The 16,153-nt window shown below is 61.4% G+C and carries 9 protein-coding genes and 1 pseudogene; 1 reads left to right on the top strand and 9 read right to left on the bottom strand.

The window, feature by feature from the left end:
- Positions 1–100 precede the first annotated feature (100 nt).
- The 9 genes from yccS to betI all read right to left on the bottom strand — a co-directional run bounded on the left by yccS (position 101) and on the right by betI (position 13,887).
- The gene (gene yccS / locus BJ917_RS19145) at positions 101–2,287 is read right to left on the bottom strand and encodes a YccS family putative transporter (RefSeq protein WP_121104098.1); all 2,187 of its coding nucleotides are present in this window, start codon (positions 2,285–2,287) and stop codon (positions 101–103) included.
- Positions 2,288–2,528: 241 nt separating this feature from the next.
- Complete coding sequence (locus BJ917_RS19140; RefSeq protein WP_096514504.1) at positions 2,529–3,707, bottom strand: NAD(P)/FAD-dependent oxidoreductase; 1,179 nt, start codon at positions 3,705–3,707, stop codon at positions 2,529–2,531.
- A gap of 151 nt (positions 3,708–3,858) precedes the next feature.
- Entirely contained in the window at positions 3,859–5,196 is a 1,338-nt protein-coding gene (gene dbpA / locus BJ917_RS19135) for an ATP-dependent RNA helicase DbpA (protein WP_254007554.1), read from the bottom strand.
- A gap of 105 nt (positions 5,197–5,301) precedes the next feature.
- Positions 5,302–6,729 (bottom strand): multidrug transporter subunit MdtD, encoded by a 1,428-nt coding sequence (gene mdtD, locus BJ917_RS19130; protein WP_096514508.1) that lies wholly within the window; start codon positions 6,727–6,729, stop codon positions 5,302–5,304.
- Between the two features lie 151 nt (positions 6,730–6,880).
- Positions 6,881–8,218, bottom strand: coding sequence for a TldD/PmbA family protein (locus BJ917_RS19125; protein ID WP_121104097.1), 1,338 nt, complete (start codon positions 8,216–8,218; stop codon positions 6,881–6,883).
- Positions 8,218–9,660: a TldD/PmbA family protein gene (locus BJ917_RS19120; protein WP_096514512.1), complete on the bottom strand. Its 1,443-nt coding sequence runs from the start codon at positions 9,658–9,660 to the stop codon at positions 8,218–8,220. The genes BJ917_RS19125 and BJ917_RS19120 overlap by 1 nt, the downstream gene beginning before the upstream one ends.
- 245 nt (positions 9,661–9,905) lie before the next feature.
- Positions 9,906–11,606 carry a choline dehydrogenase gene (betA, locus tag BJ917_RS19115; RefSeq protein WP_121104094.1) on the bottom strand — a complete coding sequence of 567 codons (1,701 nt, stop codon included), beginning with the start codon at positions 11,604–11,606 and terminating at the stop codon, positions 9,906–9,908.
- A 153-nt stretch (positions 11,607–11,759) separates the two neighbouring features.
- Complete coding sequence (gene betB / locus BJ917_RS19110) at positions 11,760–13,232, bottom strand: betaine-aldehyde dehydrogenase (RefSeq protein WP_096514516.1); 1,473 nt, start codon at positions 13,230–13,232, stop codon at positions 11,760–11,762.
- A gap of 61 nt (positions 13,233–13,293) precedes the next feature.
- A complete protein-coding gene (gene betI, locus BJ917_RS19105; RefSeq protein ID WP_096514518.1) occupies positions 13,294–13,887 on the bottom strand; it encodes a transcriptional regulator BetI in 594 nt (197 codons plus the stop codon).
- Positions 13,888–14,267: 380 nt separating this feature from the next.
- On the opposite strand from betI, the pseudogene BJ917_RS19100 reads away from it, so the two are divergent.
- Positions 14,268–15,971 (top strand): annotated as a pseudogene (locus tag BJ917_RS19100) (BCCT family transporter).
- The last annotated feature ends 182 nt before the right edge of the window (positions 15,972–16,153 follow it).

Here is a 16,153-nt window from a genome sequence, read left to right as displayed (position 1 = left end):
GGCAAGCCTTGCTCCCACAGGTTTTATGTTGTGCATGTTTTTGCGAACGACGCGAAACCTGTGGGAGCAAGGCTTGCCCGCGATAAGGGCCGATCAGGCGCTACACATCCTCGCTCGTATCCTTGATCAAATGCGCCGCCAGCGTGCGCAACGGCCCCAACTGCCGACAGATCAGCGCCAGTTGCGTCTGCACCAGGCGCTGGCCTTCGTCGATTTCATCGGGCATTTGCTCAAGCTCGTTGGCCAGCGCTTCTTCCTCATCGCTGTGAATCGCAATGGCGGATTTGCTGGCCAGCCCTTGGGCGATTTCGTCGATGCTGACCGCCAGTTTCACGCCGGCCCCTTCGATCAGATGCTCGCGCCTATCGGACGGAAGCTGGGTTTCCCGGTGCGCGCCCAGGCCTGACAGGTAACTGAGCAGCGTGTGTGACAGCACCAGGAACCGGAAGCCCACATCGGCTTCCTTACGGAAATGCCCTGGCTCCATCAGCATGTTGGCCAGGGTGGTCGACAGCGCCGCATCGGCGTTGTGTGCGTTGCGCCGGGCCAGGCGATACGCCAGGTCGTCGCTTTTGCCGGCGGCGTATTGCTGCATGATCTGGCGCAGGTAAATGCTGTTGCAGGCCAGGGTGTTGGCCAGCACCTTGTTCAGGCGTCGTCCCTGCCAGTCCGGCAGGAACAGGAACACCGCCAGCCCCGCGATCAGGCTGCCGAGCAAGGTATCGAACAGCCTTGGCACGAAGAGTCCGTAACCGTCACCCACCTGATTGAAGCAGAACAGCACCATCAAAGTGATCGCCGCCGTCGCCAGGGTGTAGCGCGTGGTGCGGTTGGTGAAGAACACCACCCCGGCGGCAATGGCGAAACACGACTGGATCAGCGGGTTGGGGAACAGGTCGAACAGTGCCCAGGCCAGGGTCAGGCCGATGGCAGTGCCGATGATCCGCTGCCCGAGTTTGCGGCGGGTGGCGCCGTAATTCGGTTGGCAGACAAAGAGCGTGGTGAGGATGATCCAGTAACCCTGGGACGGGTGAATCAAATGCACCATTGCGTAGCCGATGCTCAAGGCCAGGGGCAGGCGCAGGGCATGGCGGAACAGCAGTGAAGTCGGTGTCAGCTGCGTGCGCAAGCGTACCCAGACGTCCTTGAGGTTGCGCGGCGAACGGTCGAGCAGGCTGCTGTCGGTGGCGTCGGCCAGGGCATCGGGGTTGCTGGCGTCGCTGAGCAAACGGTCGAGGGTGCCAAGGTTCGCCGCCAGGGCCCGCAACGAGCGCAGCAAGCCGCGCCAGGCAGGATTGCTCTGGATACGCAGGTGTTCCAGGGAGGCGTGCAGATCGCTCAGGGCTTCGGCGAAGCTGGCGTCGTAGATGAACGGCTGGCGCATCTGGATCGACTCGGCCAGTGCCCGGCATGCCTTGCCTTGCTGGCGCAGCAGGCGCTGACAGCGGAACAGCACGTCGCTGTGGAAAAACGCCTCGGCCAGGGCGTTGTAGGGGTAGTGCGAGGAACTGGCGCGCTCGTGGATGTCCTGGGCGAGGAAGTACAGTTTCAGGTAACGGCTGACTTTCGAGCCCGGGCGGCCATTGCCGACCCGGTGCAGGATGATTTCCTTGGCAGCGTTGAGGGCGGCGACCACGCGACCGTTCTGTTGGGCCAGTTCCAACCGCCGCGCCTCAACGTCCATCTGCCGGATCGGCTCGAACAGCGACGATTTCAACTTCAGGTAAAACCCCAGCTCCCGAAACAACCGCGCCAGGCTTTGCTGCACCGGCTGATTGGAAAACAGCGCTTGCCACACCACCGAGAGCAGACCGTACCAGGCCGCACCGGCCACCAGCAGCACGGGCTCATGCCAGAAGTCGGTCACCGCGCCACCGCGCTGGTCCACGCCGATCATGGTGTAGACCGACAGAATCAGCGTCGCCGAGGCAATCGCGCCATAGCGTTCGCCCAAGGCGCCGAGCATGGTCAGGCAGAAGGCGGCCAGGGCAAAGGCGATGATGAAAAAGATGGGGTAGGGGAACAGCAGTTCGACCGACAGCGCCGCGACCAGGAAACACACCAGCGTCACGGCCAGTGCATTGAGGCGGCCTTGCCAGCTGTCGTCGGTCTCGGCCAGGGCGCTGGCAATGATTCCCAGGAACAACGGGATCAATAGTCCCATTTCATCCTGATACCAACACAACGCCATGGTGCCGGTCAGGGCGATGAATACCCGCACGCTGTAGCTGAATTTATCCAGCGCCCAAAGGCGACGCAGAGACTGACGGAGCGAAGTCGATGACATGAAATGCGAAGGCCTTCCGAGGCGATGACGCTAAATTGAGCCAGTAATGACGCCGACGCAATGGCGGCGATCACATCTGACAGCAAAATCTGTTCCTTTACCGAACAATGCATAACAACTGTGGGAGCTGGCTTGCCAGCGATGGCGGTCTGACAGTCAACAAAGATGTTGGATGTACTGACCTCATCGCTGGCAAGCCAGCTCCCACAGAGATTTCATTTCACATTAGAGAAATGTGCGGTCAGACGTATTGCGCAGCCGCGTAGCCCGAAGCCCAGGCCCACTGGAAGTTGAAGCCGCCCAGATGCCCGGTCACGTCCAGTACTTCGCCGATGAAGTACAGGCCGGGGCTTTTCAGCGATTCCATGGTCTTGGACGACACCTCATTGGTGTCCACGCCACCCAGGGTCACTTCGGCGGTGCGGTAGCCTTCGGTGCCGGCCGGCACGACTTTCCAGCTCGCCAGTTTTTCGGCGATGTCCGCCAGTTCGGCGTGGGTGTACTGCTTCATCGGTTTGGAGACGAACCAGTTGTCCGCCAACAGGTTGGCCATCTTCTTGGTGAAGATTTCACCGAGCAGGGTTTTGAGTTCGCTGTTGGGGCGTTCGGCCTGTTGCTGTTGCAGCCAGCTCGGCGCGTCGTGGTCGGGTAGCAGGTTGATCTCGACGGTATCGCCCGATTCCCAGAAAGAGGAAATCTGCAGAATCGCCGGGCCACTGAGGCCCCGGTGGGTGAACAGGATGTTCTCGCGAAAACTCTGGTCGTTGCAGCTCACCAGGCAATCCACCGACGTACCGGACAGCTCCGTGCAGAGTTCCTTGAGCTGATCGGTGATGGTGAACGGCACCAGCCCGGCGCGGGTCGGCAGCAGTTCGTGACCGAATTGTCTGGCCACTTGATAGCCGAAACCGGTGGCACCCAAGGTCGGGATCGACAGCCCGCCGGTGGCGATCACCAGGGATTCGCAGGTGATCTGGCCCATGGTGGTGTCCAGCAGATAGCCTTTCTCAAGTTTCTCGATGGTCTGGATCGACGTGTCCAGGTGCAGGCTGACGCCGACCTGATCGCATTCGTTCAAGAGCATTTCGAGGATGTCGCTGGATTTGTTATCGCAGAACAACTGACCGAGTTTTTTCTCGTGGTACGGCACGCCATGCTTGGCGACCATGCCGATAAAATCCCATTGGGTGTAGCGGGCCAGGGCGGATTTGCAGAAATGCGCATTCTGCGAGAGGAAATTGCCCGGTTCGGTGTACATGTTGGTGAAATTGCAGCGGCCACCGCCCGACATCAGGATTTTCTTGCCGGCCTTGTTGGCATGGTCGAGCAACAGCACCTTGCGCCCGCGCCCGGCGGCGGTCAGCGCACACATCAACCCTGCGGCGCCAGCGCCAATGATCACGACTTCGGTAGAGCGCAAAACGGTGTCCTCTCTGTGTTACACCACAAAACAAACTGTGGGAGCGAGCCTGCTCGCGAAAGCGGTGTGTCAGTCAACCATGGGCCAACTGACAGATTGCATTCGCGAGCAGGCTCGCTCCCACAGGGATCCTCTTTGGTTAGAAGATCGTTTACAAAATACGCACGCGCAACGAACGGCCCTTGATCTTGCCGTCGTTCAGGCGTTGCAAGGCCTGCTTGGCAACGCCGCGCTCCACGGCCACATAGGCCTGGAAGTCGAAAATCGCGATCTTGCCGACCTGGGCACCCGGAATGCCGGCATCACCGGTCAGTGCGCCAAGAATGTCGCCCGGACGAACCTTGTCCTTGCGGCCGGCGGCGATGCACAGGGTGCTCATCTGCGGCAGCAGTGGGCCACCGCCCTTGGAGGTGAGGTTGTCCACCTGGTCCCAGGTCAACGGCGTCTTCTGCAATTGCTCGATGGCTTGCGCACGTTGCGCCTCGGACGGCGCAACCAGGCTGATCGCCAGGCCTTTCTCACCAGCGCGACCGGTACGGCCGACGCGGTGAATGTGGATTTCCGAATCACGGGCCAGCTCGACGTTGATCACCATGTCCAGCGAATCAATGTCCAGGCCACGGGCGGCGACATCGGTGGCCACCAGCACGGAGGTGCTGCGGTTGGCGAACATCGCCAGTACCTGGTCGCGGTCACGCTGCTCCAGATCACCGTGCAAGCCGACGGCGGAGATGCCCTTGGCAGTCAGGTGATCGACGGTTTCCTGAACCTGCTGTTTGGTGAAGCAGAACGCCACGGTGGACGCCGGGCGGAAGTGGCCAAGCACCTTGGTCACCGCACTCATGCGTTCTTCCGGGGAGATTTCGTAGAAGCGCTGCTCGATCTGCGTGTCGTCGTGGAACGCCTCGGCCTTCACTTGCTGCGGATTGCGCATGAACTTCGAGGCCAACTGCTTGATGCCCACCGGGTACGTGGCGGAGAACAGCAGGGTCTGGCGACGCTCCGGGGCCTGCATGATGATTTCTTCGATGGAATCGTAGAAACCCATGTCGAGCATGCGGTCGGCTTCGTCGAGGATCAGGGTGTTGAGGCCATGGAGCACCAGCGAACCTTTGCGCAGGTGCTGCTGGATACGTCCCGGCGTGCCGACGATGATGTGCGCGCCGTGCTCCAGCGAAGCGATCTGCGGGCCGAGGGACACGCCGCCACACAGGGTCAGGACCTTGATGTTGTCTTCGGCACGGGCCAGGCGACGGATTTCCTTGGCGACCTGATCGGCCAGTTCGCGGGTCGGGCAGAGGATCAGCGCCTGGCAACCGAAGTAGCGCGGATTGATAGGGTTCAGCAGGCCGATTCCGAAGGCGGCGGTCTTGCCGCTGCCTGTCTTGGCCTGGGCAATCAGGTCCATCCCCTTGAGGATCACCGGCAAGCTTTGCGCCTGGATCGGCGTCATCTGGGCATAACCGAGGGAGTCGAGGTTAGCCAGCATGGCGGCGGACAGCGGCAAAGTATTAAATTCGGTGGCGATGGTGGTCACGGGACTGGCCTGCAAAACAAAATGTCGCGCAGTGTACCAGTCCGATGGCCATTCGCCCTAAGGCTCTATGTGTTCTTCCGGACGTTTGACTCGCCGTCCGTCATTCTTTGACAGTTGCGAGAAGATGGTCGCGGCCAGCATCGCCATGATGCCAACGGTCACGAAGGTGAGTTGAAACGCACCCAATACGGTCTCGACGCCATCGTTTCCGATCTCCGCCGTGAACCCGCCCAGCAGCGCGCCGGCGCAGGCCACGCCAAGGCTCAACGACAATTGCGCCACCACCGACAGCAAACTGTTGCCGCTGCTGGCGCTGGCATCGTCGAGATCGATCAGGGTCACGGTGTTCATCGCGGTGAACTGCAGGGAGTTGATTGCCCCGAGGATCGCCAGCAGACACAACAAGAGCCAGTACGGCGTCTGCTCGCTGACCAGGCCCATGGCCGCCAACATGATCCCCAGCGCCAGGGTGTTGCCGGTCAGCACGATGCGGTAGCCCAGGCGCTCGATTAACGGGCGTGCCACCCACTTGGCAATCATCGCCGCCGCCGCCAGCGGCAGCATGCTCATCCCGGCCTGTGACGGCGAATAGCCCAGCGCCACTTGCAGCAGCAACGGCACCAGAAAGGGCAGGGCGCCGCTGCCGAGGCGGGCGAACAGGTTGCCGAGAATACCGACGGCAAAGGTCCGGGTCTTGAACAGCGACGGCGCGAACAATGGGTTGTCGATATGGCCTGCGCGCAACCAGTAAGCCGCCAGGCAAGCCATGCCGCCGAACAGCAGCAACATCACCCGCAGGTGCGGCAGGTGCAATTCGCCCAGGCCTTCCATGGCGATGGTGATCAGAATCATCGCTGCGCCGAACAGTACAAAGCCGAGGCTATCGAATTTCGTGCGTTCCGAACCGCGAAGGTCGGGAATGAATTTCCACACGGCGTAGCAACCGACCACGCCTACCGGCAGATTGATCAGGAAGATCCAGTGCCAGGTCAGGTATTGCACCATCCAGCCGCCCATGGTCGGCCCGATCAGCGGGCCGAGCAGGCCGGGGATGGTAATGAAACCCATGATCCGCACCAACTCCGAGCGCGGGTAAGCGCGCAGCACCACCAGTCGCCCGACCGGCAGCATCAACGCGCCGCCGAGGCCCTGGATCACCCGGGCACCAATCAGCAGGGTCAGGCTGTTAGACATCGCGCAGAGCAGTGAGCCGAGGCTGAACAGCAAAATGGCGCCGAAGAAGATTTTCCGGGTGCCGAAACGATCGGCGATCCAGCCTGAGGCGGGGATCAGCAACGCGACCGTGAGCATGTAGGCGATGATCACACCCTGCATGCGCAATGGATCTTCCGCCAGGTCCGCGGCCATGGCCGGCAGGGCTGTATTGAGGATGGTCCCGTCGAGGGATTGCATGAAAAAGGCAATGGCGACGACCCACGGCACCCAGCGGGCGGTGACAGGGTCGAGAGGTGGGCGGTTGGGCATGGGACCTCAGGTTTTGAGTCAGAGGAAATCTTGGTGTTTCCACAACCCCTGTGGGAGCTGGCTTGCCAGCGAAGGGGCCGTCAGGTTCAACGAAATTGTCGTCTGGCAGTCCGCCTTCGCTGGCAAGCCAGCTCCCACAGGGGATTTGTGTTTACAGCGTCAATGTGAGTCGGCTGACCAGCGCCCCCGGCAACAACGCCGAAGCCGTCGCGCGCTGGCTGTAGGTACTGGCCGACAACAGCAATTCCCGTTCCCGGGTCAACGCTTCCAGCTGCGAACCCAGCAGGCTGAAGGCGCTGTCATCGAACCGCATGGTGCTGACCGGCGCCTGAATCTCGCCGTTCTCGACCCAGAATGTCGCAAACCGGGTCATGCCGGTCAGGCGTGCCGCCGGTTGATCCGAGAAGTTCAGGTACCACAGGTTGCTGATGTACAAACCCGTGCCCAGTTGCTTGAGGATGTCCGCCTCCGGTAGCGCGCCGGCCTGCATGTTCAAGGCGCTTGGCGATTCCCCTCCGCTGGCGCCGTTGGCGGTCAGGCCGTATTCGGCGGCACTGCGTGAGCCAACCAGTTGCGCACCGGCCTTGCCCCCGACAATCAACCCCAGGTCGCTGCGCGGATAGCCTTCGTCGGAGAACGCCGGGCTCAATGAACCACTGACCTTTTCATCCAGCGACACCAACGGGCTAAAGGATTGATCGCCCCCATAAAGCTTCTGCAACGGACTGCTTTTGCTGGCAATCGACTGCGCCGAAAAGCCGCCCCAGCACAGCATGCCCATGATTTCTTCCAGTGCGGCCGGTGCCAGGTAAGCGCGGTATTGACCCGGCGCCAGGGTGCGCAGCGGCCGCCCCAGATACTCAAGTTGCTCACGGGCCTGCTGGAAGCGCCTGGCAAAACCTTCGCTGTTCCAGTCGTGCCCCGCATAGCTGGCCTTCACGGCCTGGCCGTTTTCGTGGAACAGGCTGAAGTCGAAGTTGAAGCTGTTGGCCTGGTGCCAACCGAACGCCCCGGCGGAACTGGCGAAGCCCCGGCTGATGGGACCGGCCGCGTAGAAACCGACCAGGTCCAGGCCTTCGGCGGCACGGGTGATTTCGGCGACCACTTGCTCGGTATCCGGTAGCGGATGCTCCTGCACATTCTTGCTTTGCCAGCCGTTGTAGTTGAGCAGCAGGTACGGATCCTGTGGCAGCAGCGGCAGGGTTTCGCGCAGTTGTTGCAGGCCTTCGGCCAACCGCTGCTGATCCACCTGCGGATCGCCGGAAAGGGTGATGTCGAGGTCGGCATGACGGCCATCGTTGATCAGTTTCAGGCCGATGCTTGCCTGCTGCACCTGCCCGGCCTGACGTACCTTGGCGTGGTTGAACCGCACGAAGGCCGACGACTCGGCGGCATAGCTGAGGGTGAATTGTTCCGGTTCGCGCAGCGAGTCACGCAAGCCGCTGACCAATGCCTTGAATGACTCGGCCTGAGTTTTCGACGTACTCATCAGGCGTCTCCCCCAAATACATCTACATTGCTGAACACACAGGCCGGCGACGCATGGCCGACGCGGATCACCTGATTCGGTTCGCCCTTGCCACAGTTCGGCGTGCCCAGGACCTTGAAGGTACCGGCATCGCCGACCGCGCTGAGGCTCTTCCAGAACTGCGCGGAAATCGCCCGGTAATTCGGGTTCTTCACCACGCCCTTGAGTTCGCCGTTCTCGATCAACTGGCCCCATTCGCAACCGAACTGGAACTTGTTGCGCGCGTCATCGATGGACCAGGAGCGATTGGTGCTCATCAGGATGCCATGCTCGATGTTGCCGATCAGTTGTTCCAGCGGCTGATCGCCCGGCTCGATGTTCAGGTTGGCCATGCGATCGATCGGCGGCCGGTTCCAGCCGCAGGCGCGGCTGTTGGCGACACCGTCCAGGCCGGCGCGAAATTGCGACAGCGCACCGCCCAACGGACGCAGCAACAGGCCTTCGCGGATCAGGAATTGTTTGCTGGCGGCGGTGCCATCGTCGTCATGACCGTAGCTGGCGAGTTGCTCGGGAATGTCCGGATCGAAGGTCACGTTAAGCAGTTTCGAGCCGTATTGCAGGCGGCCGAAATCTTCGGCTTTGACGAAACTGGTGCCGGCGTAATTGCGCTCGTCACCGAGGATGCGGTCCAGTTCCAGCGGGTGGCCGATGGATTCGTGGATCTGCAGCATCATCTGGTCAGGCATCAGCAGCAGGTCGCGGGCACCTTGCGGGGTGTTCGGCGCCAGCAGCAGTTGCAGCGCCTGATCGGCGATTTTCGGGCCGGCACCGATCAGGCCGCAGCGGCTGATCACATCGAAGCCGCCCTGTTGGCCGAAGTTCTCGCGGCCCAGGGTACGGGTCTGGCTGTCATTGCCGTCGTAGGCGGTGACGTCCAGGCCGGGGTAGACGAAGCGCTGTGCCTGGCGCAGTTCGGCGCCCGCGCTGTTGAGGTAGATCTGTTCGACGTGGGTGATGCCAATGCTCACCTGCCAGTTCACCAGGCGCTCGTCCTTGGGCACGGCGGCGGATTCGGCGCCGAGCAGTTGGTAGCAATCGCTCAGGGACGGGAACGGCTGGTCCAGGTTCGGCGAGAAGTAATCGGCGCGATCACTGGACACGGCTTGTTCGCGCAGGTCCAGCAGGGCATGGGGCTTGAGTCGGCGGGCCTGCTGTTCGGCCCGCTCGAGGGCCGCTTGCAGGCCTTGCTGCGACAGGTCATTGGTGGCGGCATAGGCCTCGACGCCATTGACCCGCACGGTCAGCATCGCGCCTTCGTCACGGCGCAGGCTTGGCGGTTCCGCCACGTTCTTGCGCACCGACAGGTATTGGCCGGACTCGCGCACATAACGCAGGGAAAAGAATTCAGCGCCCGTGCGCAAGGCAGCGAAGCGCAGCTTGAGCTGGGGGTGGAAATCGAACATTCGGGGGACCTCCTTGGTGTGGAGCATCGATGTTGCGAGGGGAGGGTGAAACGTTTGCGTGGCGCTAGAGTAGGCCTGCGAGGGGGAGTGGATCAAGGGAGGGAGTGATGTGTCGTTTGATGGGGCCTCTTCGCGAGCAGGCTCGCTCCCACATTTGATTTTCGGTGTTCACAAAATTTGTGTTCACTGAAGATCCACTGTGGGAGCGAGCCTGCTCGCGAATAGCCGTGACGCGGTGTTATGCCTTACGCGGTCTGAGGCACTTCCCGCACCGGCTTGCCCTTCACTGGCGCACCACCGGCCACGTAGTAGCTGGCCTTGCTGCGCGGCAGTGGCTGGCGGCCACGGATCTTGTCGGCGATTTTCTCGGCCATCATGATCGTCGGCGCGTTCAGGTTGCCGGTGGTGATGATCGGCATGATCGAGGCATCGACCACGCGCAGGCCTTGCATGCCATGCACACGACCTTCGCCATCGACCACGGCCATCTCGTCGGTGCCCATCTTGCACGAGCAGGACGGGTGGAACGCGGTTTCGGCGTGCTCGCGGATGAACTTGTCCAGCTCTTCGTCGGTTTGCACTTCAATGCCCGGGCTGATTTCGCGGCCACGGAAAGCGTCCAGCGCGGGTTGTTGCATGATTTCACGGGTCAGGCGGATGCCGTCGCGGAATTCCTGCCAATCCTGCTCGGTGGCCATGTAGTTGAACAGAATGCTCGGGTGCTGGCGCGGGTCTTTGGACTTGACCTGGATGCGGCCGCGGCTCGGAGAGCGCATGGAACCCATGTGCGCCTGGAAACCGTGCTCTTTCACACCGTTGCTGCCGTTGTAGTTAATCGCCACCGGCAGGAAGTGGTACTGGATGTTCGGCCATTCGAATTCCGGACGGGTACGAATGAAACCGCCGGCTTCGAACTGGTTGCTGGCGCCGATGCCGGTGCCGTTGAACAGCCACTCGGCACCGATGGCCGGCTGGTTGTGCAACAGCAGCGACGGGTACAGCGACACCGGTTGGGTGCAAGCGTATTGCAGGTACAACTCAAGGTGGTCCTGCAGGTTTTCGCCGACGCCCGGCAGGTCGTGAACCACTGGAATGTCGAGGCTTTGCAGCAGTTTCGCCGGGCCCACGCCGGAGCGTTGCAGGATCTGCGGCGAAGCGATGGCGCCGGAGCACACCAGCACTTCCTTGCGTGCCTTGACTTCGACGCGCTCTTCGGCAGCGCCCACGAGGTAACGCACGCCGACCGCACGCTTGCCTTCGAACAGGATCTTGTCCGTCAGGGCGTGGGTGACGATGGTCAGGGTCGAACGCTTCTTGGCCACGTCCAGGTAACCGCGAGCGGTGGAAGCACGACGGCCTTTGGGCGTCACGGTGCGGTCCATCGGGCCGAAACCTTCCTGCTGGTAACCGTTGAGGTCTTCGGTGCGCGGGTAACCGGCCTGCACGCCCGCTTCAACCATGGCGTGGAACAGCGGGTTGTTGCCGGCTTTGGGCGTGGTCACGCTGACCGGACCTTCGCCACCGTGGTAGTCGTTCGGGCCGATGTCGCGGGTTTCCGCCTTGCGGAAATACGGCAGGCAATCGAGGTAGGTCCAGTCTTCCAGGCCCGGCAGTTTCGCCCAGCCGTCGTAGTCCATGGCGTTGCCGCGGATGTAGCACATGCCGTTGATCAGCGAGGAGCCGCCCAGGCCCTTGCCGCGACCGCATTCCATCCGGCGACCGTCCATGTGTGGCTCCGGATCGGTTTCATACGCCCAGTTGTAGCGACGGCCTTGCAGCGGAAACGCCAAAGCGGCCGGCATCTGCGTGCGGAAATCCATGCGGTAGTCCGGGCCGCCCGCTTCGAGCAGCAGGACGGTGACGCCAGCGTCTTCGGTCAGACGGGTCGCCAGGGTGTTACCGGCCGAGCCGGCACCGATGATGATGTAATCGAATTCTTGGGACATTGAATGCACCCTCTTTGAAGTTGATCCAGGTCAGGCCATGGCGAGTGCTGCGCACTCGATTCGCGAGCAGGCTCGCTCCCACAGTGGAACGCGTACTCCTGTGGGAGCGAGCCTGCTCGCGAAGACGGCCTCGCAGGCGAAGCGGATATCGCCTTAGAACACCGAGGCGTAATCGCCCAGCTCGACCTGTACCGATTTGATGCGGGTGAAGTTGTTCAGCGAGCTGATCCCGTTTTCACGACCAACACCCGACTGCTTGTAGCCACCGACCGGCATCTTGGCGTCGGACTCGCCCCAGGCGTTGATCCAGCAGATACCGGCTTCCAGTTGATGAATCACACGGTGGGCGCGGTTCAGGTCCTTGGTAACGATACCGGCGGCCAGGCCGAAGTCGGTGTCGTTGGCGCGACGGATCACTTCTTCTTCGGTTTCGTAGGTGAGGATCGCCATCACCGGGCCAAAGATTTCCTCACGGACGATGGTCATGTCGTCGGTGCAGTCGGTGAACACGGTCGGGGCCACGAAAGCACCTTTGGCGAATTCGCCGTCGGTCAGACGCTCACCGCCGCACAGTACGCGGGCGCCTTCTTCCTTGCCCTTGGCGATGTACCCCAGCACGTTTTCCATGTGGGCGAAGCTGACCAGCGGACCGAAGTTGGTGTTTTCGTCTTCCGGGTTGCCGATGCGGATGCGCGCAACACGCTCGACGATCTTGGCTTCGAACGCCGCTTTCAGGTGTGCCGGTACGAACACGCGGGTGCCGTTGGTGCAGACCTGGCCGGAGCTGTAGAAGTTGGCCATCATCGCGGTATCGGCGGCGCGATCGAGGTCGGCGTCGTCGCAGATGATCAGCGGGGACTTGCCACCCAGTTCCATGGTCACGTCTTTCAGCGAGGAAGCCGAAGCGCTGGCCATGACTTTCTTGCCGGTGTCAGTACCGCCGGTGAAGGAGACTTTCTCGATGCGCGGGTGCTCGGTCAGCCAGGTGCCGACTTCGCGGCCGCTGCCGGTCAGGACGTTGAACACGCCATTTGGCAGGCCGGCTTCGGTGTAGATTTCAGCCAGTTTCAGGGTGGTCAGCGAGGTGACTTCACTTGGCTTGAAGATCATTGCGTTACCGGCGGCCAGGGCCGGTGCGGATTTCCACAGGGCGATCTGGATTGGGTAGTTCCACGCGCCGATGCCGGCCACGACGCCCAGCGGCTCGCGACGGGTGTAGACGAACGAGGTGGTGCGCAGCGGAATCTGCTCGCCTTCGATGGCCGGAACCAGGCCAGCGTAGTACTCCAGCACGTCAGCACCGGTGACGATGTCGACATAGCGGGTTTCGGAGTAGGCCTTGCCGGTGTCCAGGGTTTCCAGGGCAGCCAGTTCGTCGTTGCGCTCACGCAGGATGTCCACGGCGCGACGCAGGATGCGCGAACGCTCCATGGCGGTCATGGCAGCCCAGATTTTCTGGCCCTTTTCGGCGCTGACAACAGCGCGCTCGACGTCATCGAAGGTGGCACGTTGTACTTTTGCGAGGACTTCACCGTTAGCCGGGTTGATGGCTTCGAACGTGGCGTCGCTGCCAGCGTCGGAGTAAGCGCCATCGATGTAGAGTTTTTGCAGTTCGAAACGGGCCATAAAGTCCTCGCAAGTGCATCAGTTGATTGGCTCGAATCAGGGGTTGAGCGTTCTATGTGCTCTAACTCACCTGCTTGGCCAGTTGGAAATCCATGTATTCGTAAGCGATCCGGTGCGCCTGTCCGGTGTCGAAAGCGTCTCCCGACAGCGCGCCGCGCAACCACAAACCGTCAATGAGGGCTGCCAGGCCACGGGCCGCACTGCGCGCATCTTCGAGCGACAGTACGCGGCGGAACTGGCAGCACAGGTTGGAATACAGGCGGTGATCGTTGATCCGCTGCAACCTGTGCAAAGACGGGTGATGCATGCTGGTGGCCCAGAAGGCCAGCCAGGTTTTCATTGCCGGGCCATTGACCTGGCTGGCGTCGAAGTTGCCTTCGATGATCACCTGAAGGTGGGCCCGCGGGCTGTTGTCCTTCAGCGCCTGACGGCGCGCGGTGACGTTCTCGCTGAGGACGCTCATCAGATACTGCGCCGTGGCAGCAATCAGGCCGTTCTTGTCCTGAAAGTAGTGGCTGATGATGCCATTCGAGACACCGGCCAAACGGGCGATCAGCGCAATGCTGGCGTCCCCCATTCCGACCTGATCGACGGCCAGCAAAGTGGCTTCGATCAATTGCTGGCGGCGAATGGGTTGCATACCGACCTTGGGCATCTTGCACATCTCCTTAGGCCTTCCGGCAGACGTCAAACGGCTACCGGCTTGTGGGCCAGTCTATTTTGTTTTGATTGAACGTTCAATCAACAAAGAATAAGATCTGCGACAAATCGTCGCTGCTTACAGATTTTTCCTACTTGTAAATGGCGACAAACCGACATCCGAAACAGCTCGAAGCCTATACGCCACGGCGTCTCAAGGGCTTCGGGCTTTTTTCGGGCTGTCTTTATATCACCCACTGGTCGGCTGCCCACTAACCGATTAGTCGGGTAACCCATTGCCTTGCGTTCTTCTCTCGCACTGCCCGGAGCATCTGTGCCATGAGTTCTGCCTCGCTTATAAAGACCCCACCCGAGAAGGTGACGGTCAACGGTTGGGTGTTCTACACCTCTACCGCGTTGATTTTGTTGTTGACCGCCATTCTGATCATCGCCCCGCAAGAGGCCGGCAGAATGCTGGGTACGGCGCAAGCCTGGTTGTCCCGCAGCTTCGGCTGGTACTACATGGTGGTGATCGCCGCCTACCTGATCTTCGTCGTCGGCCTGGCGTTTTCGTCCTACGGCAAACTGAAACTGGGCAGCAAGGACGACACCCCGGATTTCAGCTATGGCGCCTGGGCGGGGATGCTGTTCTCGTCGGGTATCGGCATCTCGTTGCTGTACTTCGGTGCGTCCGAGCCGCTGGATCACTATTTCAATCCGCCTGAAGGCGTATCCGCCAGCAATCTGGCGGCCCGTCAGGCGGTGCAGCTGACATTCCTGCACTGGGGCCTGCACGGCTGGGCAATCTACGCGCTGGTCGGCCTGGCCGTGGCGTACTTTGCCTACCGTCACAACCAGCCGCTGGCGTTGCGTTCGGCGTTGTATCCGCTGGTGGGCGAGCGTTGGGTCAAAGGGGCGGCCGGTCATGCGGTGGACGGCTTCGGCATGTTCGTGACCCTGCTGGGCCTGGTGACCAACCTGGGAATCGGCTCGCTGCAAGTGTCGTCGGGCCTGGAAAACCTGTTCGGCATGGAACACAGCAACACCAACCTGCTGATCGTGATCATCGTGATGAGTACCGTGGCGACCATCGCTGCGGTGTCGGGTGTGGAAAACGGCATTCGTCGTCTGTCCAACCTGAACATCGTGCTGTTCAGCGGCCTGCTGATTTTCGTGCTGCTGTTCGGTCCGACCCTGCACTTGCTCAACGGCTTTGTGCAGAACATCGGTGACTACCTCAACGGCGTGGTGCTGAAGACCTTCGACCTCTATGTGTACGAAGGCGACACTGAGAAGTCCGACCGCTGGCTGGGCCTGTGGACTCTGTTCTACTGGGCCTGGTGGATTTCCTGGGCGCCATTCGTGGGCATGTTCGTCGCGCGTATTTCCCGTGGTCGCACGGTGCGTGAAATGGTCGCCGGCGTGCTGCTGATTCCGCTGGGTTTCACCCTGGCGTGGCTGTCGATCTTCGGTAACTCGGCCCTGGACCTGGTGATGAACCACGGGGCAGTGGAGCTCGGCAAGACGGCGCTGGAACAGCCGTCCATGGCGATCTACCAGTTGCTTGAGCATTACCCGGCGTCCAAGGTTGTGATCGGTGTATCGATTTTCGTGGGCTTCGTGCTGTTCCTGACGCCGGCGGACTCCGGCGCGGTGATGATGGCCAACCTGTCTTGCAAGGGCGGTAACGTCGACGAAGACGCCCCGCACTGGCTGCGGATTTTCTGGTCGGCGGTGATCACGCTGGTGACCATCGGCCTGCTGTTCGCCGGTAACTTCGAAGCCATGCAAACCATGGTGGTGCTGGCCGGCCTGCCGTTCTCGGTGGTGCTGGTGTTCTTCATGTTCGGCTTGCACAAGGCCATGCGCCAGGACGTGCAGATCGAGCAGGAACAGGCGGAGCTGGCGGCGCGTAGTCGTCGTGGTTTCACTGAGCTGCTGACTGAGCTGGACCTGCAACCGAGCCAGTTGCAAGAGCGTGCCAGCCCAATGGCAGACCGGATTACGAGCTGATAAGGCTTCACCCAGGATCAGATCACCCGTGACGTGCTCGATCAGTTTGAAAGCCATCGGCAGCTCCTTGGCCGGGTGTATAGCTAAGGTTTGAAGTGATGCGGTGTTTCTGTCTGAAGCACCGCGGCGCCTTCATCGCGGGCAAGCCCGCTCCCACAGGTCCAGTGGTGTTCACATTATTTGTGTTCGACATAGATCCTTGTGGGAGCGGGCTTGCCCGCGATGAGGCCATCAGCCGCAAAGCTGTATTACCCGATATCCGTATAAAC

The sequence above is a fragment of the Pseudomonas sp. WPR_5_2 genome, assembly GCF_003634475.1.
Classification (GTDB): domain Bacteria; phylum Pseudomonadota; class Gammaproteobacteria; order Pseudomonadales; family Pseudomonadaceae; genus Aquipseudomonas; species Aquipseudomonas izuensis.
This window is presented reverse-complemented; position numbering and strand designations above follow the sequence as displayed.

Bases quoted from the DNA above. Each gene is read 5' to 3' on its own strand.
- yccS (WP_121104098.1), bottom strand. From the start codon at position 2,287: ATGTCATCGACTTCGCTCCGTCAGTCTCTGCGTCGCCTTTGGGCGCTG.
- dbpA (WP_254007554.1), bottom strand. From the start codon at position 5,196: ATGCTGGCTAACCTCGACTCCCTCGGTTATGCCCAGATGACGCCGATC.
- mdtD (WP_096514508.1), bottom strand. From the start codon at position 6,729: ATGCCCAACCGCCCACCTCTCGACCCTGTCACCGCCCGCTGGGTGCCG.
- BJ917_RS19125 (WP_121104097.1), bottom strand. From the start codon at position 8,218: ATGAGTACGTCGAAAACTCAGGCCGAGTCATTCAAGGCATTGGTCAGC.
- BJ917_RS19120 (WP_096514512.1), bottom strand. From the start codon at position 9,660: ATGTTCGATTTCCACCCCCAGCTCAAGCTGCGCTTCGCTGCCTTGCGC.
- betA (WP_121104094.1), bottom strand. From the start codon at position 11,606: ATGTCCCAAGAATTCGATTACATCATCATCGGTGCCGGCTCGGCCGGT.
- betB (WP_096514516.1), bottom strand. From the start codon at position 13,232: ATGGCCCGTTTCGAACTGCAAAAACTCTACATCGATGGCGCTTACTCC.
- betI (WP_096514518.1), bottom strand. From the start codon at position 13,887: ATGCCCAAGGTCGGTATGCAACCCATTCGCCGCCAGCAATTGATCGAA.